The sequence below is a fragment of the Streptomyces viridiviolaceus genome (assembly GCF_014650995.1).
Lineage (GTDB): Bacteria > Actinomycetota > Actinomycetes > Streptomycetales > Streptomycetaceae > Streptomyces > Streptomyces viridiviolaceus.
Map to the genome: position 1 here is coordinate 51929 of NZ_BMWA01000024.1, position 23031 is coordinate 74959.

Sequence of the window (23031 nt, forward strand, 5' to 3'; positions counted from 1 at the left end):
TGAGGTCGTTGCACAGGTGTGGAGCCCGACAAGAACGACGAACCGGCAGTGCTCAACCCGTTCACCTCAGCCGCCCGTGGGGTGATGGTCGCGGTGTCGGCGGTGGTGGTACTCGCCGGACTGCTGGTCACGCTCGCGGGGAGCCCCTAGCGTCGCTGCGGCTCCGGCGGGGGCGGGCGGCCGTGCGGATCAGCCGGGCACGGTTCGCGGTCACGAACCGGACCGCGGGTTCACCGCGTCAGGCGGCGGGCCGTCGGGAGCGACGGCCGCGGGGGCGTGCGCCGCGGTCGCCGCTCGTGGTGAAGCGCGACGGCGGCACGCCGAAGGCACGCGAGAACGCGGCGGTGAACGCGGCGGGAGAGGCGTAGCCCAGGCGGCCGGCAACCTCACTGACCGATGCGGTGCGCAGCAGCGGTACCGCCGCGAGCGTGCGGGCACGGGCCCGCCATACGGCCGGGCTGTCGCCGGTCTCGGTGCGGAAGCGGCGGGTGAAGGCGCGCTCGCTCATGGCCACTCGCGCTGCCCAGGCTTCGTTGGTGACCGCGGCGTCCGGAGCGGCCAGGTACTCGCGGCACAGCGCCACGAGTTCGGCCGAAGCCGGCATCCCGACGTGGAACGGGAGCGGGGTGCGCGCGGCGATCTCGTGCAGGAGGAGCGCCGCGACGTGTCCTCCCCGTCCCGACAGGTCGTAGTCGGGCTCGAACTCGACGGCGGCGAGGAGCAGTTCGCGCAGAAGTGGTGGAACGTCCACGACCGTGCACGTGGTGGGCCACCAGGGGACGGCGTCCGGCTCGATGTACAGGCTCCGTGTGCTCACCCCCAGCATGCGCACCCGGTGCGGGGTGGCGGCCGGAATCAGTACGGCGCGCTCGGGCGGAACGGTCCAGGTGCCGTCCACGGTGTCGACGACCATGACTCCCGTGGCACCGTGGAGGAACTGCGCGCGCCGGTGCTCGTGCCAGTCCAGCAGGTGTCCGGGCGGATAGTCCGTGCCGATGGGCAGTACGGCGCGGTCGACATGGTCGACGTCCGCCAGGGCGACGTTCCTCACCCGGTCATCGTAGTGGCCGAGACTCGAAGGAACCGTGCCGACTTTCGCATGCGGGGCGGGGGGCGGTCCTGGTGGGGTGGGTCCGTGGACGTGATGACACTGATCGGCATCGGACTGCTCACCGGCCTCACCACGGTGATGTTCGGCTTCGGCGGCGGTTTCGTCGCGGTTCCTGTCGTGGCCTGGGCGGACGCCGGCCTCGGCACGGACGCGATGCGGGTGGCGACGGCCACCTCGGCCCTGGTGATGGTGGTGAACGCGGCATTCGCCACCGCGGTCACACGGCGCCGGGTGCTCGCCGAGCTCCGCGGCAGTGCCGCGCTGCTCCTCCTGCTGGCGGCCGGCGCCACGGCCGGTGCGACGGCCTCGCGCTTCGCCCCTCCCGACCCGGTCCGCTGGGCGTTCGTCGCGTACGTCGCTCTCACGGTCGTCGACCTGCTCGTGCGCCCCGGCTTTCTCCGCCCGCGCGGACAGGCGGGCGAGGCGTCGAAGGCGCCACGGCCGTTGCCGGCCGTCCTCGGTGTGCCGATGGGCGCGATAGCCGCCTTCCTCGGCGTGGGAGGCAGCGTCATGACCGTCCCCGCGATGCGACGGGCCGGGCACACGATGCATGTGGCGACCGCGCTGGCCAACCCTCTCACCCTCGTCATCGCGCTCCCTGCCACAGCGGTCTCCCTGTGCGGCTCCACGGCGCCGACCGCGGTGCACGCGCACGTGAACCTGATCGGCCTCGTCGACCCCGGCGCCGCGGCGGCACTGCTCCTCGGTGCTCTGCCGGTGATCCTCGTGCTCCGGCGGCACCCGCCGCGGATCCCCGACCGGGCTCACGCCTGGACCTACACCGGGCTGCTCGCTCTGGTGGCGACCGCCATGCTGCTGTCGGGCTGAGCACTTCCGGGCCGCGCGTGGTGCCGAGCACCTGCCGAGTGGTGCGTGGCGCGGGCCGCCCGGAGCGTGCCCGCGCCGTCAATCGTCACGTCCGGCCGGCCGACGGCCGTGCGGCGGAGCCGGGTCCGGCCCTCAGGACGATCCGCTACCGACCTGCCGGCTGCCGTCTTCGTCACCGAGCGGGCCGGCGATCGGCCCACCGGAGCCGAGGACCGCACATGCAGCCGACCCCGCGCGTCGACGACCCCCCGACCCCCCGCCCCGGACGACTGCGCACCGCGTGGCGGGCGGCCCACCGGCCCGTCGCCGGGGTGTCCCGGAGAATCCAACTCGTCGCCTGCGCGGTGCCGTTCATCGTCCTGCCGTCCGGCGTCCGGCGGCTCCCGGCGGCATTCGCCGACGGCATCGGCTTCGGCCAACGGGCGTACATCGTCTCCCTCTCCGTCCTGTCCGAAGTCCTCGCGTTCAGCGCGATCGGGCTGGTCGCCCGCTGGGGCGAGGTGTTCCCGCGGTGGGTCCCGCTCCTGGGCGGGCGCCGGATACCGACGACGGCGGTGGTCCTGCCGGCCGCCGTCGGGGCCACGCTCCTCACACTCCTGTGGACCGTCATCACACCCGTCACCGAGGTCATGGGAGTCACGGTCCGAGGCGAGGAGGTGCCCAGCACCTACCCGGGCCGGGGGCTGGGAGAGTGCCTGGTTCTACTTCTGCTACGCGCCGCTGGTCCTGTGGGGGCCACTCCTGGCCGTGCTGACGGTCGCGTACGGGTAACGCCGTCGCGCGGCCGGCAGCATGGCCCGGTGACAGCCGACGCCGCCTGATCCGGCATCCGGGTGCCGGCTCGGTGCCGCGCAGCTCAGATGCCGCTCAAGTTCCTTGATCCGCACGGTGGTCGGCGTCGAGCATGGCTGCATGTTCGGACGGAGCGAGCAACCGGGACTCAGTGTCCTCGTCCTGCGGGACGCGGACGTCATCGCCGCCGGCGTGCGTCAGGCGCTCGCCGAAGCGGGGCCCGAGCAGCGGCCCGGGCTGGAAGAAGCCGCCGCCTTGATCGAGCAGGCTGCCGCCGCCTCCGACGCGGAGCTGCGCGCCCGTTGGGTCCACGAACGACTCGCCGCGGCCGGTCACGAGGGCCCCGCCGACTCCGTGCAGGCGATCAAGGTGCTGCGCGAGGCTGCACCCGGTCTCAGCCTGCTCTCGGCCGTCCAGTTGTCGAAGGACGCCGCGGCCCACCGCCCGTAGCCCGAGGGAGACGGCCCACGGCCCTCCTCGGGACGGTTGACGCGTGCACGGACCGCATGCGTCACGAGATGACGCGGAGGTGGCTCCGGGACGGGCGGCGGAGTTGTTCGACGGCCAGGTCCGTGCCTTCGTCCGCGGGGAGGAAGACGACCAGTTGCTGCGCGTCCGAGGAGAGGTCGAGCGTTTCGCGGACGAGCCGCAGCTCGCGCCCGCTGGGGTGGTTGAGCCTGAGGGCACCCCGCTGCGGAACCACGTGGCGGTTCAGCCTGCGTGTGAAGTCGGCACCGGCCATGGGCGCGAGCTCCGCGGTGATCCACTCGGAATTCTCGACGGACGGCCCGAGCCACAGGTCGAGCGCCTGCTCGTCCGCCACGTCGTCCCAGTCGGCGAAGAACGTGCGCGCCCGGGAGTCGGTGAAGACGTAGCGTGTGAGGTTCGGGGCGTCGGTGTCCAGCAGCCCGGTTCCGCTCGTCACGGCCTCGAACGCGCTGGTGTGAGCGAGGATGTCGCCCACCCTGTTGGTCACGATCGCGATGCCCGGTTCCAGGAGGCGGAGCGTCCGGAGGACCGACGTCCGCACGTCACGGCGCGCCGGCGCCGACCGGACGTGGGCGGAACACTCACCACCGGTGATCTTCGCCAGGTAGCGCAGGTGGTTCCGTTCCGCGGGGTCGAGGCTGAGCGCATCGGCGAGCGCGTTCACCACGGCGATCGAGGGATTGCGGTCTCGGCCCTGCTCGATACGGGTCAGGTACTCGACGCTGATGCCGGCTCGTGTGGCGAGGTCCGAGCGGCGCAGCCCGGGTGACCGGCGGCGGCCGTGATCGGGCAGCCCCAGCGATTCCGGCTGGATGCTGTCGCGCCTGGCCCTGACGAAATCCCCCAACGGCGTGCCCATGGGCCGAGCTTATGGCGCCGGCCTCCCGTCGCGCAGTACTCAGGGTGGCCCTGCGGGGGCCAGCCTGAGCCCGGTCTGTCTGCCGCCGTGCCGGGAGCCGATCGTGGTGGGCATGGAGAACACACACAAGCTGCTGGTCATCGTCGGAAGCGTCCGAGAGGGACGCTTCGGTCCCACGGTGGGCTCATGGGTGGCCGAACAGGCCCGTTCGCACGGCGGGTTCGAGGTGGACGTCATGGATCTGGCCGAGTTCGACATCCCGCTGTCGCTCCCCGCGGCACCGCCGAAGTACGCCGGCGACGACTACCCCCGCCCGGCCGGGATGGCTGCGCTCACCTCGGCGCTGGAGGCCGCCGACGGGTTCGTCGTCGTCACGCCGGAGTACAACCACAGCTATCCCGCGTCGCTGAAGGCGGCCATCGACTGGCACTTCACCCAGTGGACGGCCAAACCCGTCGCCTTCGTCAGCTACGGCGGTGCGGCAGGCGGCCGGCATGCGGTGCTGCACCTGGAGAACGTCCTGACGGAACTGCACGCCGTGACGATCCGCGACGGCCTGGCCTTCCCGAACTACTTCCACACCTGGCAGGACGATCGTCCGCTCGATCCCGAAGCTCCCGTGTACGCCAAGACCCTGCTCGACCAGTTGGCCTGGTGGGCGGGCGCGCTCCGATCGGCACGCCGGGCCGCCCCCTACCCCGCCTGACGGGGCGGGGGGCGTGGCGGCCCGGTGCGCATCGCGGGCCCGCCCCGAGGAGCGCGGACTGCCCACGAGGGTTGACGTGTCCGACGCCCCCCGTGCGTCCCCACGTCCAAAAGGACGCGGCGCGCAGCACGGTCGGCATCTACGCCTCTTCGATGCCTGAGGAGCAACTGCGCCGCAACGGCGTGGAGCCGGGTGAACTCAAACCGGTCGTCGACGCCATCGCCGCCGGGGACCTTTCTCGCGGCATCGAGCTGACCACGCCGGAGATCGCCGAACGCCTCTCCATAGCGGGCACGCCCGAGGAGTGCCGCGAGAAGATCCGCCGGGAGATCGCGCCGAGCGGCGTGAACCACGTGATCTGCGCCGTCACCGACCGCACCCTCGTCAAGGCGTTCACCGGCCGGGACCTGGCGGACGTCGCCGACGTGAACACGCAGCTCCGCCTCATCCTGGGTGCAGGAGGTGCTTGGCCTCCCGGGTCATAATGTGACGAACGGCCGCATGTCGCGGTCCGGCGACCCGAGCGAGGCAGCAGGATGGCGAACCGTATCCATACGGTCGGGCATTCCACGCGTGACTTCGACGAGCTGCTGAGGATGCTGCGGAGCAATGACGTCACCTGCTTGGTCGATGTCCGCTCCTTTCCGTCGTCGCGGAAGTACCCCCAGTGGAACCAGTCGGCGATCGTCGACGCCCTGCCGTCCGATATCGAGTACCGCTGGATTCCCGAGCTGGGTGGCCGCCGGCACACCCCTGAAGGCGTGCCGAGTGTCAACGGCGCATGGCAGGTCAAGGCCTTCCGCGACTACGCCGACTACATGGCGAGCGACGAATTCGCGGAGGGCCTGAACGCGTTGCTCGAAGTGGCCGAACGCGAGCGGCCGGCGATCATGTGCAGCGAAGCGGTGCCGTGGCGCTGCCACCGCAGGTTGATCGCTGACGCGTTGATCGTCGCCGGCGCGGAGGTCGTGGACATCATGTCGGCCACCACCTCGAAACCGGCCGTCCTGAACAAGCACGCGAAGGTCGAGAACGGGCACCTGACCTACCCGCCTCCCCCGTCGGGACGCTGACGGCAGATTGCCGCAAGATAACCCTCGCTTATCGGACGATCAAAAACTCCTCTTTGACCGGCCCCGGTAATGCACCGACGCTTGTGACCGGCGAGGATTCGGCCGACGCATGCGACTGCCGCCGCCCCTACGGCCGATCGGCGCCGACTTCCGCGACCGAAGGGATGCGCCAGCACTGTGATTCCCACGCACCCGGAACCGGCAGCCCTCCGCGCATTCACCGTCATCGGCGACACCAATCTCGCCCGCCGTGTCTGCGCATCGCTCAGAGAGCACCGGCACTCCGTCGACCACCTGCTCCGGCCCACCGACGGCGAGTTGCGCCGCTCGCTGCGGGCCGATCCCGATGGCGTGGCGATCGTGCTGCACGATGACGTCGCAGCCCTGCGCTACGCACTGGCCGTGGCCCATCTCCTCCCCGAGGTCCCCATCGTCGCCATGGTCTTCGACCGCACCGTCGCCGACGAGCTCAGACGCCTGCTGCCGCAGTGCGACGTCACATCGCCGGCGGACCTTGCCGTACCCGCCCTTGCCGGTCCCTGCACCGATCCGTCGAGCCTTGCCCTGTACCGGTCCGGTCAGCGGGTACGGACCGTCCGCGCAGGAGACGGCGGACTGCGGGCGGAGACATGGCTGCGGCACCGGCGGCGCCCGTGGCACTGCCTGCGGCACGTGGCCGGGCAGTTGCGGCCTCATGATGCGGGCGCCCGTCTGCTGCTGACGGGTCTGTCCGGCATTCTCGCCGTGCTGGCGGTCGACTGGTCGTGGCTGGTGAGCCACGGCCACCCGCCCACCGAGGCCTTCTTCCACGCCGCCCGCGTCGTCGCCGCGGTCGGCCCGGCGACCGCTCCGACCGATGCCCCCGGCTACCAGGTCCTCTCCAGCGTGTCCATGCTGGTCACGCTGGTTCTCAGTGCCCTGTTCACCGCAGGCGTCATCGAGCGCATCCTGGGCTCGAGACTCATCGGGCTCATAGGGCCCCGCACAGTGCCCCGCTCGGGTCACGTCATCGTGGTCGGCATGGGTCAGGTCGGCATGCGGCTCTGCGTCGAGCTGCGGCACCTGGGCATTCCCGTCGTCGGGGTGGAACGGGACCCCCACGTCTCGACCGCGCGCCTCGCCCGCACTCTCGGCATCCCCGTCATGGCCGGTCACGGCGGCGACCGGTCCGTACTCGAACGGCTACGCCTCGGGCATGCCCGGGCCCTGGCCGCCGTCGGCTCGGACGACCTCGACAACATCGCCGTAGCCATCGCCGCCCACGGCGTGGCACCCGGCACTCGCGTCATCATCAGGGCCGGCGAACACGACGCCATCGCCGAGACCCGTTCCCTGCTGCCGATGGGTACGGTCAGAGACGTCACCAGTCTGGCCGCCGCCTACGTGCTGGCCCGGCTCCTGCGCGAACCCGCCGTCGGCGTCGTCACCCACGAACACGACGTCTACCTGCAGGCACCGGACGAAACCTTCGCCCGCCGGCCCCTCACCGCTCGCGAAGGCTGTCCCCACGCGCCGTCCTCTCCCGCCGCGCTCGCTCTGCCGGCCATCTCCTCGGACCGGGTCGACGTACCCGGCGGTTAGCGTAGGGGAATGCACCATCAGGTAACCGATGCCGACACGGCGGTGACAGTGGGCAGCGGCGACGTGCCCGTGCTCTCCACCCCTCGGCTGATCGCATGGATGGAAGCGGCGACCGTGCGGGCCGCCGCGGCCTTCACCGGAGCGGGCCAGACGACGGTGGGAACGGCCATCCGCGTCGAACATCTCCGTGCCACACGCGTCGGCGGGCGGGTGGAGGTCGTCGCCGAGCCTCCGGCCTCTGCGGCCGGCAGGCGGCTCACCTTCCGTGTTCGTGCCGTCGACGGCGCGGGCGAGCTCGTCGCCACCGGAGAGATCGATCGGGCGGTCGTGGACCGGCAGCGGTTCCTCGCGGCGGCGCCCCGGCCATAGGCACACCACCGATCGACGTGCTTCGCGCTCAGGAGGTGAGTGCCACCACGGCCTCGTCCGTGTACACCAGGAACGTCAGGGTCTGGCGGAGGTACAGCTCGATCTCGTCGGCGTCGTGCCCGGTGTAGCCGATCGCGAGATCCTCACCGAGGCGCAGTTCGAAATCTCCTCCCCGCGTGGACACCAGAAAGGCGCCGTCGAGCGCCGGTGCCCATATGGGGGGTCCGTCCAGCAGGCGGCCGAGATGCGCGGCGATGGGGTATCCGTGGTCGGACGTCTCACTCACCGCGGTGTACGCCTCGGCGCCCAGCACCAGGGCGTACGGACCGGCGACTCCGGCCAGGCGCAGTGTCGTCAGGGCTCGGCTGACGGCGTCCGGGTACTCACGGGGCTGTGCAGGCAGGCCGAGGACCGGGTTGGAGGTGCGCCGGCGCAGGCCGTCGATCCCGGCCGCCGCGTACCCCTCGAAGATGGCTCGGTCCTCGGCGAGGGCCATGGCTCGCGCCGCGTCCTTGACCGGCTGCCAGTCGGAGTCCTGCGCGCCGCGCTCGACGTCGTCCACCGCGTCGCGGGTGATCTTGAAGGGGACGCGCAGTTCGACCAGTGGCTGCACCTGACGCAGTCGGGCGGCGACGCCCGTCGCCGGGGCTTCGACGGCGGTGAGGTGGCCGGTGCCGACTGCCGCCGACGCAGGTCCGTCGGGTCCGCTCACATCCACCACGCGACGGCCCCCGACGTTGCGTTCGAAGGTGCGTCGGGCCTCGTCCTCGATCTGTGCCCACGCCTGCGGGGTGATCGGGGCGAGGCCGCGGTGGAGGTTGTTCGTTCCGGTGGGCGTGGACATGTAATCAGGCTCCTTTGAGACTGCCGATGCCCAGGGAACCTTCCGTCACTGTGGCGCCCGTGGGCGGGGCGGGCAGATCGTCGAGGAAGTCGGCGCTCGGGACGTGGAAGAGGCAACCGGTGACCGCCGTGGAGAAATCGAGGATGCGGTCGTGAACGTGGGGACGGTCCCCCAGGAACATGTGCCGCAGCATCTGTTCCGTGACGTCGGGGGTGCGCGCGTAGCCGATGAAGTAGGTGCCGAACTCCCTCGCTCCGACGCGGCCGAACGGCATGTTGTCCCGCACGATTTTCCGCTCGTTGCCGTACTCGTCGGTGATCGTGTTGAGGGCGACGTGGGAGTCCGCGGGCTTGACGTCGTCGGGCAGTTCGACGTTGTTCAGTTTGGTCCGGCCGATGGCCTTCTCCTGCTCCTCCGTGGTCAGGGCGTTCCACGCCGTGAGATCGTGCAGGTACTTCTGCACGATGACGTAGCTGCCACCCGCAAAAGCGCGGTCTTCCTCCCCGATGAACACCGCGTCGGCCGCGAGTCGGCCCTCCGGGTTCTCCGTGCCGTCGACGAAGCCGAGGAGGTCGCGCTCGTCGAAGGACTTGAATCCGTGCACCTCGTCCACCACCATGACCGCTCCGCCGAGACGTTCGGCGATCAACTGAGCCAGCTCGAAACAGAGGTCCATACGACGGGCCCGCACATGGAAGAGGAGGTCACCGGGGGTGGAAGGGGCACAGTGACGGGGGCCCGCCAACGGCACGAAGGGGTGCAGCTCACGCGGACGCGGCCCCTCGAAGAGCCGGTCCCATGCCGCTGAGCCGATACCCACCACGCAGGTGAGTTCTGCATCCGGGGCCCGGAATCCGACCGACCGCTTCAGCCCGGCGAGATCTGGCAGCAGGTCACGGACAATGCCCTCGCCCCCCGCCTGGATGGTGCACACGAGGAAAACCGCCGCTTTGGCTGGTGGGGCGAGCACGGGCTGCGACTCGACCACAGAGTCTGCCTCCTCCTACCTGTCGCGGCTACGGCACAACGCCCAGCGGGCAAAAGCCTCCGCGCTCACCCAGTCTCGCCGCCCGACCGGCAGGTCGCCACATGGCCGGCCCGCGTGACCCAACCAGCGCGCGCTGTCTCGCGTCGCCTGGCAAAGTGTCCGTGCAGGCTCCGGGCAGCTGCTTCGAACGCGCGCCCCAGCAGCATGCGCCAAGGACACACTCCGCCAGAGACAGGACCGGCGTATGGCCTGCCGGGAGGCTTCATGCACGAGAAATTGCTGAGCAGGATCACCCGTGAGCTCCTTCACCCGCGCCACGGCGCGTCCCGCAGCTCGCGAGGCCGATCGACACCCGCCGGATTCGGCTTGGATCGCGCGCTGGTCAGCGACTTCGTCGCCGGCACGCCGACTCCCCAGCGTGAGGCGGAGCTCGCGGACCAGGTGGCGCGGCTGCTGCCGTTCCATTGGGTCCTGCCCAACACGCTCGCGGCCGGCATGTCGGAGATCATCGACCACCTCGGTGGTCAGCACGGCCTTGTGACGTGGCTGGACCGGCACCCTGGCCTGCCGCGACTGGTGGCGCGGTTGTACGTCGTCATGGGCCTCCTCGACCGATACAGCGAAGAGCCCGCGGTCGTCACCGCCCTGCGTGAATCCAGGGAGCGAACACCCTACCCACCCGGGTTGAAGGGCTGCCTGCTCCCGGAAACCGACGACGAAACGCTCGCCGGCATCGCTTTCGAGATCGAAGAGCTGCTCGGCGACGGTCACGGAGAACAGGCGGCCGAGCTGGCGGAGGCCGCGGCGACATGGCTGCAACAGGCCGCGCCGCGCGCAGAGGAGCTCAACCCCGAAGTCGGTGAGCTGGGCGAGTTGATGAACCACATGCGCCATGACATCCGGACCGCAGCCGACAGCTGGACATCACAGCGATCGGTCTGAAGTGATCGAGGTTTCCGCTCAGTGGGAGCTGGGGGGCTGGGGGCGCGCCTCGGGCGGCGCGGCAGGACTGCGCCGCTGGAAGGTCGCGTACAGCAGCCACAAGGAGGGAGCCAGCAGGACCGCTCCTACCGCCAGCGCGATCAGGCAGGCGGAGAGGACCGCGCCGTCGGAGGCGGCCTGGTCGACCGTCGTACCGCCCACCAGCATGGCGGGGTACTGCGCCGCGCCCCAGGCCCACAGGATCGCGGCGACGGCCAGCGCCGCGACGGGCCGTGCCAGTACGTAACGCCTCCTGTGCAGCAGCACGAGCCCGCTGAGACCGGCGACGGCACTGAGGACCACGAGGGGCAGCCCGCGGTGGGTCAGTCCCCGGAAGAGGTCCGGCGCATCGGCGTGCAGTACGGCGATCCCGACGCACGCGACGGCACCGCACGTCAGGCCGCTGATGATGCCGCGGCGGGCGAAGGCGGCGGCGAGAGCGGTCCGGTCCTCGCGGGCGGCGTCGGCGCACAGGTACACCGCTGCCAGGTGGGCGCAGGTCAGCACGGCCAGGACACCGCCGAGGATCGACGTCGGGTTGAGCCAGCTGGTGAGGACGTCACCCTCGGCGAGGCCGGGCGGCACCCGTCCGGAGGCGACGCCGCCGGCGACGGTGCCGAGGAAGAACGGTGTGATCAGCGAGGACAGGGCGAAGCAGGCGCCGAACAGACGTTGCTGCCACAGCTCGGTGCTGGCCTTGCGGAAGGCGAAGGCGGCTCCGCGGGCGATGATGCCGAGGGCCGCGAGGGTCAGCGGCAGGTAGAGCGTGGACATGACGGCGGCGAAGACCGGTGAGAAGGCCGACCACAGCAGCACGATCACGAAGATCAGCCAGACGTGGTTGGCCTCCCACACGGGGCCGATGCTGTGCTCGACCAGTTGACGCTGGGGCCGTCCCCGTCGTGACCCGCCGGCGAGGAGGTCCCACACGCCGGCGCCGAAGTCGGCACCGCCGAAGACGGCGTAGCAGGTGAGACCCACCCACATGACGGCGAGCGCCGTGTCTGCGAGCACGGTGACCTCCAGTGGTGGCCGGGGAATCGGGACGCGGATCGGGTGGTGCCGGACGGGTGACGGAAACTCCCACGGTCACACGACCGGGTAGCGTTCGACGTCCTCTTCCTGCGGCGCGAGCGGCACGGCCGTGCGCGTGGCCAGACGGCGCAGGACGTACACCGTGGCCACGGTCATGGCGGCATAGACGACCAGCACCAGCCACAGGCCGGTCATCAGCCCGGGCGCGGGGTTGACGGCGTCCCGCACGCTCATGATCCCCCACACGATCCACGGCTGCCGTCCGAGTTCGGTGACACACCAGCCGCACTCCAACGCGATCACCGAGGCAGGTCCGGCGATCGCGGCGAGCCACAGGAACAGGCGCGATCCGCGCTGGTCGAGCAGTTCACCGTTGCCACGTCGGCCACGCCACCACGAGAGCAGCAGCCAGGCCCCGAGGAGCAGCAGGAAGAGCCCGACGGCGACCATCACGTCGAACGCCCAGTGCACCGCTGTGACCGCGGGCCACTGACTGCGCGGCACCTTGTCCAGGCCCTGGACGACGGTGCTGGGGTGGTATCCGATCAGCAGGGAGAGCCCGTTCGGGATCTCCAGCCCGTAGCGCAGGGCGTCGTCGCGGGCGATGCCGCCGAGTGTCAGGGGCACGTGGGAGCCGGTGGTGTACACGCCTTCCATGGCGGCCAGCTTCGCCGGCTGGTACTCGGCCAGGAACCGTGCGGCCCAGTCGCCGACGACGATCTGGAACGGGGTCACCACTGCGCCCAGTGTGAACGGGATGAAGAACCCGGCCTTGTGATAGGAGTCCCGGCGGCCCCGCAGCATGGCGACCGCATAGACCGCGGCGGTCAGGAAGGACGCCACCATGAACGCCGCCAGGATCATGTGCACGGTCTGGGGCGGGCTCGCCGGGTTGAGCATGGCCGCCCAGGGGTCCACGTCGACGACTTTCCCGTCCCGCAGGGTGAATCCGCGGGGCTGGTTCATCCACGCGTTGGCGCAGACGACGAAGAACGCCGAGGCCACGCCCGCGACCACGATCGGCAAGCCGGTGAGCAGGTGCCGCCTGGGGGGCATCCGGTCCCAGGCGTAGAGGTAGATGCCCAGAAAGATCGCCTCGATGAAGAACGCGATGCCCTCCAGCGCGAAGGGCAAGCCGATGACCTGCCCGTACGTGCCCATCAGGCCGGGCCACAGCAGCCCCATCTCGAAGCTGAGGATGGTGCCGGAGACGGCGCCCACCGCGAACAGGACCCCCATGCCTCGGGCCCATCGGCGTGCCAGCAGGCGGTGCGCGGGATCTCCTGTGCGGATGCCGTACCACTCGGCGATGAGCGTCAGGGCGGGCAGCCCCACGCCGAGGCAGGCCACGACGATGTGCCAGGCCAGTGAGAATCCCATTTGTGCCCGGGCCGCGGCCAGGTCGCCGTCCGACACCCCGTCCGCCGCCAGGGCGGCGAACGACCGGACGCCGCAGGCGAGGCGATCGAGCACGAGTTACTCCCGGAACGGTACGAAACAAGGCCCTTTTGGCCTGATTTTTCAGAGATGACCGTATCCCCCGAGGGCAGGGAAGAGCCCGCAGCGCCACGCATGGCACTCGCCCTCGACTGCGGCGTGGGCCGTCCGCTGCCGCCGGTGCGCCACTTCGCACGGAAGAACCGCCGCGGCGGCACCACCTCCGCTACGATGCCGAAATCAGGCGGTTTTGTATCGCTTTGCCCCCATGCACTCCCACCCCGAGGACCCGGCATGTCCAGCGAACCAGCGCCGATCAGCGACGCCGCCCGTCAAGCCCTCGAGCAGGAGCTCGCCGATCTGTGCGACGAACGCGCGACGGTCGCGGCAACCCTCCGGAACAACGACGGGGTGGGCGACCGCGCCGACGAGGCGGACGAGTTGCAGCGGGCCGACGCTCTCGAGCGTCTGGACGCCCGCATCGCGCAGATCACCACTCGGCTCCGTCGGGCGAGCGTGGCCGGCCCGCCTCCCACCGATGTGGTCGGCGTGGGCAGCACGGTGACCGTGCGCTTCGCGGACGGCACGGTCGAGACCGTACAGATCGGCGAGACGGCCCAGGCACTGGACCGGACGTTGGTCACGTCCGACAGTCCGCTCGGCCGCGCACTGCTCGGCCGCCGCGCCGGCGACTCGTTGCACTACGACACGCCCGACGGGCGGGCGACCGCGGTCGTGGTGTCCCTCGGCGGGTCATCCGGCGGGCAGTGACGCCCCCGGCCGCGCCCGGGCTCAGCCCCGGTAGCCGGTCGGCGGGAAGGAACCCCGGTGCTTGCGCGGGGAGCCCGTCGGGATGTCCCCCGCGTTGGCCTCGCTGTCGACCTGGTCCAGCACCGCTCGGTACACGGTGTCCGCGTCCTGCGGCGCCCGGGCGGGCAGCCCCGCCTCTTCTCGCTCCCTTACCGTCCGCGCGTCCAGTTCGTCCTGGTCGGGCCGGCGGGGCATCCCACGGGTGTGGCCGTACGCCGGGTCGCCCTCGACCGCTCGATTGGGCTTGTGGTGGTGTGCCATGGCTGCGTCCTCCTCCGATGCGCACCCCGGCGCCCTTGTGCACGGGTGCGCATGCCGCGTCAGGACTGCTCGTCGGAATCCTGCCTCGAACTCTGGCTCCCGCTCTGCGCGGCGACCGCGGGGTCGCCTTTGCCGACCGTGCAGTGAAGGGAGTCGTCCCGCACGTCGGCGACGATGGTGTCACCGGGTTCGGCCTCGCCGCCCAGCAGGAGTTCTGCGATGCGGTTGTCGAGTTCGGCCTGGATCGTCCGCCGCAGCGGGCGGGCACCGAACTCCGGCTGGTGACCGTGGGCGATCAGCAGCTTCTTGGCGGCTTCCGTCACCTTCAGCTTCATGCCCTGCGCGTGCACCCGGTGCTCGCTCTGGGCCAGCAGGTGGTCCAGGATCTCCGACAGGTCTTCCTCGGTGAGGCTGTGGAAGATGATGATGTCGTCGATGCGGTTGAGGAACTCCGGCAGGAACCGGCCCCGCAGCTCCTCCATCAACTCGTCCTTGAGGTCGGAGACGTCGCCCTTGTGATCCAGGATGCGATGAGCTCCGATGTTCGAGGTCATGATGACGACACAGTGCCGGAAGTCCACGGTGCGGCCCTGGCCGTCGGTGAGCCGCCCGTCGTCGAGTATCTGCAGCAGGGTGTTGAAGACGTCGGGGTGGGCCTTCTCGACCTCGTCGAACAGGACGACGCTGTAGGGCTGCCTGCGGACCTTCTCGGTGAGCTGACCCGCTTCTTCGTACCCGACGTATCCGGGAGGGGCACCGACGAGCCGTGCGACCGTGTGCTTCTCCTGGAATTCGCTCATGTCGAAGCGGATCATGCGGTCCTCTTCGCCGAAGAGCAGCTCGGCGAGGGTCTTGGCCAGCTCCGTCTTGCCCACGCCGGTGGGACCGAGGAAGAGGAAGGAGCCCACGGGCCGGTTCGGATCGCCCATGCCGGCCCGGTTGCGGCGCACCGCCTGCGAGACGGCGGTGACCGCCTCGTCCTGGCCGACGATCCGGGAGTGCATCTCCTCCTCCAGCTTGAGCAGCTTCTCCTTCTCGCTGGCGGTGAGCTGGGAGACCGGGATCCCCGTACGGCGGGAGATCACATCCGCGATGTCGACGGCGGTGACGGAGACGACGCCCTCGCGGCGCTCCCCGATGCCCGCGAGTTCGCCCTCCGCCTCGGCGATCTGGTGCTTCAGCTGGGCGGCCTTCTCGAAGTCCTCCGCGGCGACGGCCTGGTCCTGTTCACGGCGCAGCTTGGCGATGCGGTCCTCGCGGCTGACCACTTCGGTGGAGCGACCGGCACTGCGCAGACGCACCCGTGCGCCCGCCTGGTCCATCACGTCGATCGCCTTGTCGGGCAGGAAGCGATCACTGATGTACCGGTCGGACAGTTCGGCCGCGGCCGCCAGGGCACCGTCGGCGAAGCGCACCTGGTGGTGGGCCTCGTACGCGTCGCGCAGCCCCTCGAGGATCTGCACCGTCTCCTCGACCGTCGGCTCGGGAACCATCACGGGCTGGAAGCGACGTTCGAGCGCCGCGTCCTTCTCCACGTACTTGCGGTACTCGTCGATGGTCGTGGCGCCCACGACATGGAGTTCCCCGCGCGCGAGAGCCGGCTTGAGCATGTTGCCGGCGTCCATCGAACCCTCGCCCGTGGCGCCCGCGCCGACCACCGTGTGCATTTCGTCGATGAACAGGATGATGTCACCGCGTGCTTGCTGAACCTCCTCGATGACCTTCTTGAGCCGCTCCTCGAACTGCCCCCGGTACTGCGCACCCGCCACCATCCCGGACAGATCGAGAGCGACCACTCTCTTGTCCTTCAGGGTGTCGGGGACCTCGCCGGCCACGATCCGCTGCGCCAGCCCCTCCACGATCGCGGTCTTCCCGACACCGGGCTCACCGATGAGTACGGGATTGTTCTTGGACCGCCGCGACAGGATCTCGACGGTCTGCTCGATCTCCTCGGCCCGGCCGACCACGGGGTCGAGCTTGCCGGCCTTCGCCTCCTCCGTCAGGTCCCGTCCGAACTCGTCCAGGGTCGTCGCGGGCTGCTTGCGCTCGGCGGCCTGCCCGTCGCCGCGGGCCGCCTGCTCCGTGAGCCCCGCCAGCTTCCTCACGTCCTCGCCCTCCGCGCGCAGCAGTCGGGCGGCGCCCGAGTCGGCGCTGTCCAGGAGAGCGCCGAGGATGTGCTCGGGTCCGATGTAGGACACGCCGGTTGCCTGGGAACGTGCGTAGGCGGTGGCGAGGGTGCGCTTGGCAGCGGGCGTGAGACCCGGTTCGGAGGACGGCTCCCCCGACTCGCGGGGAAGCACCTCGGCGATCTGGGACGCGAGCACGTCGGGATCCAGCCCCGCCTGAGCCAGGAGTCCGCGGGCGGGCTCGACCTTCGTGGCCGCCCACAAGAGGTGCTCCGTGTCCAGGTCGGACGTGCCGTCCTCCAGGGCCCGTCGCGCGGCCAGATTGAGGAGCTCCTGGGAGGACTCGGTCAGCAACCGTCCGATCGGCACCCGCTGCACCGCGGGGGGCGACGACGCGGGCGACATGCCAAAGAACCGGTTCAACAGTTCGCTGAACGGGTCGGACGATCCAAAACCGAACGACGACATCGACATGGCAGCTCCCGGTGCAGCGGCGGGTCTCTTCAACCGAAACGCCATGCCGACCACTCCGCAAGTGGAACGGGAGTCGCACGCGGACGCCCGAGCGCGCCCGCCTCAGCAGCCCGGTTTCAGCCGGTGACCGGTCTGATTCGCATGCCGGTGGGCGGCGGTGCGTCCACGTCCGTACTGGTCGCGCGTTGCCCTTGCCCCTCCTGATGACCGATGCGGCGCGGCGCGATCAGGGGCTGTCGCCGGACCAGTCGAAGCGGCTCCGGTCACCGGGACGGGGCCCGTACATCGCGCGTCCGCCGGCGCCGTACCGCCCGAGTTCCGTCGGAAGTGCGACGCCGGTGTCGATCTCGTCCCGCGCCCAGCCGGTGATGTCGAGCAGCAGGCCGTCCAGCGGACCGCCGACCAGTTCGGCGTAGACGTGTCCCGGTCTCGGGCCGGGGTGCGGGTCCTCGTGATCCGTCCCGTAGACCCGGCCGCGCAGCAACTCCTCATCCCTGTCCATGGCTGCCAGCCTCCCAGCCACCACTGACAACGAGGGGCAGCCGTCGGGGACCGAACCGTGCCGGTCAGCGCCGGGACGCTCCGTGCAGGATGCGCAGGAGCCCGATCTCCGCGACGTTCTTGGTCAGTTCGACGTTGACCCAGCCCGCCACGTCCGCGAGCGACATGCCGTGCCCCCAGGGCAGGGTGGCGGTCCTCTCACCGGAGTCGAGCTCGGCGTCGGTCAGCTCGTGCAGTCGCGCCCGCCATTGTCGATTCAGCCCGCGCAGCCATTCCACGGCGCCTTCGGCGGTACCCGGCCAGAAGATCTCCTCGCGTTCCGGAGGCGCTTGCTTCTCGAAGCAGTGGCCGAGCGTGGTCGTCCACCAGTAACCGATGTGCCAGGTGATCCATCCGATGGTGAGTGCCGGTACGGGGTCGGGCTCGGGCACCTGGAAGTCGGCGACCCACCGCCCTTGCCCGTCCGGCCGCACCGTCCAGTGGTACGGGTCGGGTGCCCAGAGGCACCCGGCGTCGTCCAGTCCCTCGACGTGGTGCTCGAGCAGGGCCCAGGTGATGTCGAGCTGACGGATCAGGAGGTCGGTCCGGGGTGTGGTCATCCTCTGTCCAGACTGTGGTCGTCAGTGAAGTGCGCAGCGGGTCGCCGCCCGCAGCGGCCGGCTTCCCGGCCCGCGGGTTTGCTCACGATCATCTAATCGTTGATTACTCATCGAATAATCACCGATCCAAGGGGCCCCATGGACGACCTCGCCCTCGCTCTCGCGCTGGCCCGTGCCGCGAGCGGTATGCGCCGACGACTGGAGGTCCACGGTCTTTCGTTCCGGGAGTTCGCCGTGCTCCATCACCTCGCCGAGGCCCCTGGACGACAGCTGCGGCGCATCGACCTCGTCGACCTGCTCGGCCCGACCCCTTCGGGCGTCGCCCGGCTGCTGGCGCCGCTGGAGAAGCAGGGATACGTCACGCGCCGCCCCGATCCGCGCGACGCGCGCCGTGCGCTGGTCGCCCTGACCGAGGTCGGAGGGGACCGCGCCGAGGAGGCCCGGACCGTCGCCACCGGCAAGGCCGCCGCACTGCTGTCCCAGGTCCTCGGCACCTCCGACCGGGAGACGCTCGCCGGGCTGCTCGACCGTCTCACCCGGGTGGTGTGACGCCATGGCCGTCGACAGCAACCGGCAGTGGATCCTGACCCGCCGGCCCCGGGGCGAGCTCACCGAGGACTGCTTCGAGCTACGGACCTCCCCCGGCCCACGCCCGGTGCGGGGCAAGCCCTGGTGCGGGTGCGCCGGCTCGGTATCGACCCGACCAGAGGGGATGGCTCAACGCCGGCCCCGACTACCGCACTGCTGTCAGCCTCGGTGAGGTGGTCCGTGGCGCCGGCGTGGGCGAGGTCGTCGAGCCGGACGGTCCGGCACTGCCGGCAGGCACTGGGTCTACGGCGAGATCGGACGGCAGGACCACGCCGTCGGCGCCGGCGGCGGTCTCTTCGGCGTCAACCCCGTTCCTCCCGGGGTCGAACCGCGCTCGATGCTCGGTCTCTTCGCACGACCGGGCTGACCGCGCACTTCGGGATGGTCGACGTCGGCCTGCCACGGTCCGGTGACACGGTAGTGGTGTCCGCGACCGCCGGCGCCACCGGCTCGATCGCCGCCCAGATCGCGCGGGCGCTGGGCAGCCGGGTGATCGGCACAGCCGGTGGCGAAGGCAAGTGCCGGTGGGCGGTCGAGGTGGCCGGCATGGACGCCTGCGTCGACCACACCTCTGCGGACGTCGGGGTGGAGCTGGCGCGATTGGCCCCCGACGGCATCGACGTCTACTTCGACAACGCCGGAGGCGCTCTCCTGGAAGCGGCCCTCGCGCACCTCGCCCCGCGTGCCCGCATCGTCGTCTGCGGCGGGATCTCCACGGGCTACGACGGGGGCGACCCCGCCCACGGCCCGCGCAACTACCTCCGGATCGGGCTGCGCAGGGCACGCATGGAAGGCTTCGTCTGCCTGGACCACGTCGACCGGTTCCCCGAGGCGTTCGGCCGCCTCACGGCATGGTCGGCGAGCGGCGACATCGTTCTCGAGGAGACCATCGCCGAAGGGCTCGAAAGGGCCCTGTCGGCTCTCGCCGGCCTCTTCCACGGACGCAACCTGGGCAAACAGCTGGTCCGGGTGTAGACCGATGAAACGTCGCCAGGCCGGAGCGCGCCGCCACGTTGACACACACCACCATCGGAAGTTGACTGGCGTTACGACTCACGCAGCATGCCGCTTCGACAACCCGGCGACCCACGACCCACAGGAGAGCGGCATTCATGTACGACCAGGCACGCGCCCAGCAGCCCCCGGACCGCCCCTCGCAGCGCTCCGAGCACCGCCCCGCCGGACCGGAGCCGCTGCTCCCGGCGGACGAACGGGACAAGATCACCCTGCGTCTGCGACGGGCCCTCAACGAATTCGCCGACGCTCCCCGCCAGGCGCTGGAAGAGGCGGAGGTCGCCTACGACGATGCCGTCACCCAGCTCGCGAACGCCCTCGCGGAACGCGGGCGTGCCCTCCGTGAGGACTGGGAAGGCCGGGACCCCGCGACGCACCCCGACGAGCTCCGGCACGCGCTCAGGGAGTACCGGGAGATCACGCAACGGCTGCTGCGCGCCTAGCGCACGCCGTCCGCTGCGGCGTCGAAGGGCTCCGCGAGTTCGGCTGCCCGGGGGCGGCCACGGTGTGGGACCCGGGCACCGGTGCGTTACTCGACCATCGCGACCCCGCCGACCGTGCAGGCACGCGGCTACACGGCGATCTCGTCCAGGAGTTGCGGGGCGTTGTTGCGGACGTTGTTGACGGCCGGCGAGACGGGCCGGGCGTCCAGACGGCCGTCGGCCGGCCTGCCGAGCAGGGCGCGCAGGTCGTCCGGGTCCTGGTGGTGCGGGTCGAGCCAGGCTTCGTAGTGGTCCGGTGTGAGGGCGAGCGGCATGCGGGGGTGGACACGGCCGGCGGCGTCAGTGGCCTCCGTGGTGAGGATGGTGCAGGTCATCAGCCAGGCCGCGGGGTCGCCGTCCCGCTGGATCTCCGGGTCGCGCCAGTACTCGTAGAGACCGGCGAGCGCCATCACCTGGTCGTCCTCGGGATGGATGAAGTAGGGCTGCTTGCGGGTCTTGCCCTGGTCCCCGGCCTTGATCTGCTGCCACTCGTAGAAGCCGTCGGCGGGCAGCAGACAGCGGCGCCGGGCGAACGCGCGACGGAAGGCCGGCTTCTCGTGCACGGTCTCCACCCTGGCGTTGATCAGTCGCGCGCCGATCTTCACGTCCCTGGCCCACGACGGCACCAGGCCCCAGCGCACCGGCCGCAACTCCCGTTCCACCGATGCGGCACCGTCGCTGCCGCGCGGGGTGCGTTCGAGGACGGCCCACACCTCGTCGGTCGGCGCGACGTTCCAGTTGGGTGCGAGTGCCTCCTCGGCACGCCAGTCGGTGACCTGGAAGAGCTGGACCAGGTCCTCGGGGCTCCGGGCGGAGACGTATCGACCGCACATACAGCCACTTTCCCACCACCTGCGCCGCCTGACGGCGCACCGGCGCCGTGTCGAGGAGGCGGAGTCCGTCCCGGGGCCGTTGTCAGTGGTGGGCGGCATGATGCCGCACATGACAATTCCTGCAGCAGTGATCGTGGATGCCGCCGCCTACGCGCAGGCGGTGGAGGACGCCGTCGGTGCGGCGGCCGCCTACTACGCAGGGGGCTCCTCGCCGCTGGACGACGACGCCTACGACCGGCTGGTGCGGGGCATCGCCGCGTGGGAGGCCGAGCACCCCGACCAGGTCCTGCCCGACTCCCCCACCGGGAAGGTCGCCGGCGGCGCGGCCGAGGGCGACGTGCCGCACACGGTGCCGATGCTCAGTCTCGACAACGTGTTCTCGCCGGAGGAGTTCATCGCCTGGACCGGGTCCCTCGCCCGGCGTACGGGACACGACGTGACACGGTTCAGCGTGGGGCCGAAACTGGACGGGCTCGCGGTCGCCGCCCGTTACAGCCGTGGTCGCCTCACTCGGCTGATCACCCGCGGTGACGGCACGGCCGGGGAGGATGTCACGCACGCCGTCGGCACCGTCGAGGGGCTGCCCGAGACGCTGGCCGAGCCGGTCACCGTTGAGGTGCGTGGCGAAGTCCTCATGACGACGGCCCAGTTCGAGCACGCGAACGAGGTGCGGATCGCCCATGGCGGGCAGCCGTTCGCCAACCCTCGCAACGCGGCCGCGGGCACGCTGCGCGCCAAGGAGCGCGCCTACACCGTGCCGATGACGTTCTTCGGTTACAGCCTGCTGCCCCTGCCGGACACCGACCCGGCCCTCGCCGCGGAGCTGAACGAGCTCGCCCACAGCGACCTGATGTCCATGGCGGCCGGGCTCGGCGTGCACACCAGCGCCCGTACCGCGGTCCCGGACGTCGTCGTAGAGACGCCCGAACAGGTCGTGGCGCGGGTTCAGGAGATCGCCGCGGTGCGGGCCGAGCTGCCGTTCGGCATCGACGGGATCGTCGTCAAGGCCGACCTCGCGGCCGACCAGCGGGCCGCCGGGTCCGGCTCCCGGGCACCCCGGTGGGCGATCGCCTACAAGCTGCCGGCCGTGGAGAAGATCACCCGGCTGCTGGAGGTGGAGTGGAACGTCGGCCGCACCGGCATCATCGCCCCGCGCGCCGTCCTCGAACCGGTGGTCATCGACGGCTCCACGATCACCTACGCCACCCTGCACAACCCGGCCGACATCACCCGCCGCGGTCTGCGCCTCGGCGACCACGTCATGGTCCATCGCGCCGGCGACGTCATCCCCCGCATCGAGGCGCCGGTCGCCCACCTGCGCACGGGCGACGAGCGGCCCATCGCGTTCCCCGAGCGGTGCCCGCGGTGCGGATCGGACATCGACACGAGCGAGGAGCGCTGGCGCTGCGCACAGGGCCGCAGCTGTCATCTGGTCGCCTCTCTCACCTATGCCGCGGGTCGCGACCAGCTCGACATCGAGGGCCTGGGCGCGACCCGTGTCGTCCAGCTCGTCGAGGCGGGTATGGTCGCCGACCTCGCCGACCTGTTCGCCCTCCGGCGCGAGCAGCTGCTCGGCCTGGACCGGATGGGTGGGACCAGCACCGACAACCTGCTCGCCGCGATCGCCAAGGCCAAGGAGCAGCCGCTGTCCCGGGTGCTGTGCGCGCTGGGTGTGCGGGGCACCGGCCGGTCCATGTCCCGTCGCATCGCCCGGCACTTCGCCACCATGGAGAACATCCGTGCCGCCGACGCCGAGGCGATGCAGCGGGTGGAGGGCATCGGATCGGAGAAGGCTCCCTCCATCGTCGCGGAGATCGCCGAACTCGCCCCGCTCGTGGACAAGCTCGCCGCCGCCGGCGTCAACATGACCGAGCCCGGCGCGACCCCGCCCCCGGCCGCCGACGCCGGCCTCGACGCCGACGCCACGTCCGCGACTCCGGCGGAGGGCGGCCCGCTGGCGGGCATGTCGGTGGTGGTCACCGGCGCGATGACCGGGATGCTGGAGAAGCTCACGCGCAACGAGATGAACGAACTCATCGAACGGGCCGGTGGACGCTCCTCCTCCAGCGTCTCCAAGAAGACGACGCTCGTCGTCGCGGGCGAGGGGGCCGGTTCCAAGCGGGCCAAGGCGGAACAGCTCGGCATCCGCCTCGCCACACCGGACGACTTCGCCGCGCTCGTCGCCGGCTTTCTGACGACCGGCAGATGACGGACCCACGGTGATCCCGGTCCCCGCGGCACGGCGGCCCG

At 70.9% G+C, this 23031-nt stretch carries 25 protein-coding genes and 1 pseudogene; 15 read left to right on the plus strand and 11 right to left on the minus strand.

The window, feature by feature from the left end; genetic code table 11:
* The first annotated feature begins 18 nt into the window (after window positions 1-18).
* Window positions 19-150, plus strand: a complete 132-nt coding sequence (locus IE260_RS42685) for a hypothetical protein (protein ID WP_268254951.1) — start codon at window positions 19-21, stop codon at window positions 148-150.
* 88 nt (window positions 151-238) lie between these two features.
* On the opposite strand, the gene IE260_RS30065 is transcribed toward IE260_RS42685, so the two are convergent.
* The gene (locus IE260_RS30065; protein WP_189877548.1) at window positions 239-1051 is read right to left on the minus strand and encodes an AraC family transcriptional regulator; all 813 of its coding nucleotides are present in this window, start codon (window positions 1049-1051) and stop codon (window positions 239-241) included.
* An 84-nt stretch (window positions 1052-1135) separates the two neighbouring features.
* Between IE260_RS30065 and IE260_RS30070 the strand changes: the two genes are divergently transcribed.
* The 3 genes from IE260_RS30070 to IE260_RS30080 all read left to right on the plus strand — a co-directional run bounded on the left by IE260_RS30070 (window position 1136) and on the right by IE260_RS30080 (window position 3181).
* Window positions 1136-1939 (plus strand): sulfite exporter TauE/SafE family protein, encoded by an 804-nt coding sequence (locus tag IE260_RS30070; protein ID WP_229881422.1) that lies wholly within the window; start codon window positions 1136-1138, stop codon window positions 1937-1939.
* Window positions 1940-2157: 218 nt separating this feature from the next.
* Entirely contained in the window at window positions 2158-2760 is a 603-nt protein-coding gene (locus tag IE260_RS30075; RefSeq protein ID WP_308434707.1) for a hypothetical protein, read from the plus strand.
* Window positions 2761-2851: 91 nt separating this feature from the next.
* On the plus strand, window positions 2852-3181 hold the full coding sequence (locus tag IE260_RS30080; RefSeq protein WP_189877550.1) for a hypothetical protein: 330 nt from the start codon (window positions 2852-2854) through the stop codon (window positions 3179-3181).
* Between the two features lie 61 nt (window positions 3182-3242).
* Here IE260_RS30080 and IE260_RS30085 read toward each other — a convergent pair whose 3' ends face one another.
* The gene (locus tag IE260_RS30085) at window positions 3243-4079 is read right to left on the minus strand and encodes a helix-turn-helix domain-containing protein (protein WP_189877552.1); all 837 of its coding nucleotides are present in this window, start codon (window positions 4077-4079) and stop codon (window positions 3243-3245) included.
* Between the two features lie 112 nt (window positions 4080-4191).
* Between IE260_RS30085 and IE260_RS30090 the strand changes: the two genes are divergently transcribed.
* From IE260_RS30090 to IE260_RS30110, 5 genes and pseudogenes are all read left to right on the plus strand, one after another.
* A complete protein-coding gene (locus IE260_RS30090) occupies window positions 4192-4785 on the plus strand; it encodes an NADPH-dependent FMN reductase (protein ID WP_189877554.1) in 594 nt (197 codons plus the stop codon).
* A gap of 110 nt (window positions 4786-4895) precedes the next feature.
* Window positions 4896-5270, plus strand: a pseudogene (locus tag IE260_RS30095) (LLM class flavin-dependent oxidoreductase); the annotation flags it as partial.
* A gap of 51 nt (window positions 5271-5321) precedes the next feature.
* Window positions 5322-5858 (plus strand): DUF488 domain-containing protein, encoded by a 537-nt coding sequence (locus IE260_RS30100; protein ID WP_189877556.1) that lies wholly within the window; start codon window positions 5322-5324, stop codon window positions 5856-5858.
* Window positions 5859-6035: 177 nt separating this feature from the next.
* Window positions 6036-7439, plus strand: coding sequence for a potassium channel family protein (locus IE260_RS30105; protein ID WP_229881427.1), 1404 nt, complete (start codon window positions 6036-6038; stop codon window positions 7437-7439).
* Between the two features lie 9 nt (window positions 7440-7448).
* A complete protein-coding gene (locus tag IE260_RS30110; protein ID WP_189877558.1) occupies window positions 7449-7808 on the plus strand; it encodes a thioesterase family protein in 360 nt (119 codons plus the stop codon).
* A 28-nt stretch (window positions 7809-7836) separates the two neighbouring features.
* Here IE260_RS30110 and IE260_RS30115 read toward each other — a convergent pair whose 3' ends face one another.
* Both IE260_RS30115 and IE260_RS30120 read right to left on the minus strand, forming a co-directional pair.
* On the minus strand, window positions 7837-8652 hold the full coding sequence (locus IE260_RS30115; RefSeq protein WP_189877560.1) for a family 1 encapsulin nanocompartment shell protein: 816 nt from the start codon (window positions 8650-8652) through the stop codon (window positions 7837-7839).
* Between the two features lie 4 nt (window positions 8653-8656).
* Window positions 8657-9640: a Dyp-type peroxidase gene (locus tag IE260_RS30120; RefSeq protein WP_189877562.1), complete on the minus strand. Its 984-nt coding sequence runs from the start codon at window positions 9638-9640 to the stop codon at window positions 8657-8659.
* 264 nt (window positions 9641-9904) lie between these two features.
* Between IE260_RS30120 and IE260_RS30125 the strand changes: the two genes are divergently transcribed.
* Window positions 9905-10582, plus strand: coding sequence for a hypothetical protein (locus tag IE260_RS30125; RefSeq protein WP_189877563.1), 678 nt, complete (start codon window positions 9905-9907; stop codon window positions 10580-10582).
* Between the two features lie 18 nt (window positions 10583-10600).
* Here the strand turns inward: IE260_RS30125 and IE260_RS30130 are convergent, their stop codons facing one another.
* Together IE260_RS30130 and IE260_RS30135 are read right to left on the minus strand one after the other, a co-directional pair.
* A complete protein-coding gene (locus IE260_RS30130; RefSeq protein WP_229881430.1) occupies window positions 10601-11635 on the minus strand; it encodes a cytochrome d ubiquinol oxidase subunit II in 1035 nt (344 codons plus the stop codon).
* A 75-nt stretch (window positions 11636-11710) separates the two neighbouring features.
* Window positions 11711-13087, minus strand: a complete 1377-nt coding sequence (locus IE260_RS30135) for a cytochrome ubiquinol oxidase subunit I (RefSeq protein ID WP_373303426.1) — start codon at window positions 13085-13087, stop codon at window positions 11711-11713.
* A 300-nt stretch (window positions 13088-13387) separates the two neighbouring features.
* On the opposite strand from IE260_RS30135, the gene IE260_RS30140 reads away from it, so the two are divergent.
* Window positions 13388-13864 (plus strand): GreA/GreB family elongation factor, encoded by a 477-nt coding sequence (locus IE260_RS30140; protein WP_189877565.1) that lies wholly within the window; start codon window positions 13388-13390, stop codon window positions 13862-13864.
* A gap of 21 nt (window positions 13865-13885) precedes the next feature.
* On the opposite strand, the gene IE260_RS30145 is transcribed toward IE260_RS30140, so the two are convergent.
* From IE260_RS30145 to IE260_RS30160, 4 genes are all read right to left on the minus strand, one after another.
* Complete coding sequence (locus tag IE260_RS30145) at window positions 13886-14164, minus strand: hypothetical protein (protein WP_189877567.1); 279 nt, start codon at window positions 14162-14164, stop codon at window positions 13886-13888.
* Window positions 14165-14223: 59 nt separating this feature from the next.
* Window positions 14224-16764 (minus strand): ATP-dependent Clp protease ATP-binding subunit, encoded by a 2541-nt coding sequence (locus tag IE260_RS30150; protein ID WP_229881438.1) that lies wholly within the window; start codon window positions 16762-16764, stop codon window positions 14224-14226.
* Between the two features lie 226 nt (window positions 16765-16990).
* Entirely contained in the window at window positions 16991-17266 is a 276-nt protein-coding gene (locus tag IE260_RS30155) for a hypothetical protein (protein ID WP_189877569.1), read from the minus strand.
* A 64-nt stretch (window positions 17267-17330) separates the two neighbouring features.
* Complete coding sequence (locus IE260_RS30160; RefSeq protein WP_189877571.1) at window positions 17331-17864, minus strand: DinB family protein; 534 nt, start codon at window positions 17862-17864, stop codon at window positions 17331-17333.
* 138 nt (window positions 17865-18002) lie between these two features.
* Between IE260_RS30160 and IE260_RS30165 the strand changes: the two genes are divergently transcribed.
* From IE260_RS30165 to IE260_RS30175, 3 genes are all read left to right on the plus strand, one after another.
* Window positions 18003-18413: a MarR family winged helix-turn-helix transcriptional regulator gene (locus tag IE260_RS30165; protein WP_189877573.1), complete on the plus strand. Its 411-nt coding sequence runs from the start codon at window positions 18003-18005 to the stop codon at window positions 18411-18413.
* A 462-nt stretch (window positions 18414-18875) separates the two neighbouring features.
* Window positions 18876-19427 (plus strand): zinc-binding dehydrogenase, encoded by a 552-nt coding sequence (locus IE260_RS42040; protein ID WP_229881441.1) that lies wholly within the window; start codon window positions 18876-18878, stop codon window positions 19425-19427.
* Between the two features lie 137 nt (window positions 19428-19564).
* The gene (locus IE260_RS30175) at window positions 19565-19909 is read left to right on the plus strand and encodes a hypothetical protein (protein WP_189877575.1); all 345 of its coding nucleotides are present in this window, start codon (window positions 19565-19567) and stop codon (window positions 19907-19909) included.
* Window positions 19910-20037: 128 nt separating this feature from the next.
* Here IE260_RS30175 and IE260_RS30180 read toward each other — a convergent pair whose 3' ends face one another.
* A complete protein-coding gene (locus IE260_RS30180) occupies window positions 20038-20781 on the minus strand; it encodes an SOS response-associated peptidase (RefSeq protein ID WP_189877577.1) in 744 nt (247 codons plus the stop codon).
* 109 nt (window positions 20782-20890) lie between these two features.
* Here IE260_RS30180 and ligA point away from each other — a divergent pair, with 109 nt between their 5' ends.
* Window positions 20891-22990: an NAD-dependent DNA ligase LigA gene (gene ligA / locus IE260_RS30185; RefSeq protein WP_189877579.1), complete on the plus strand. Its 2100-nt coding sequence runs from the start codon at window positions 20891-20893 to the stop codon at window positions 22988-22990.
* The last annotated feature ends 41 nt before the right edge of the window (window positions 22991-23031 follow it).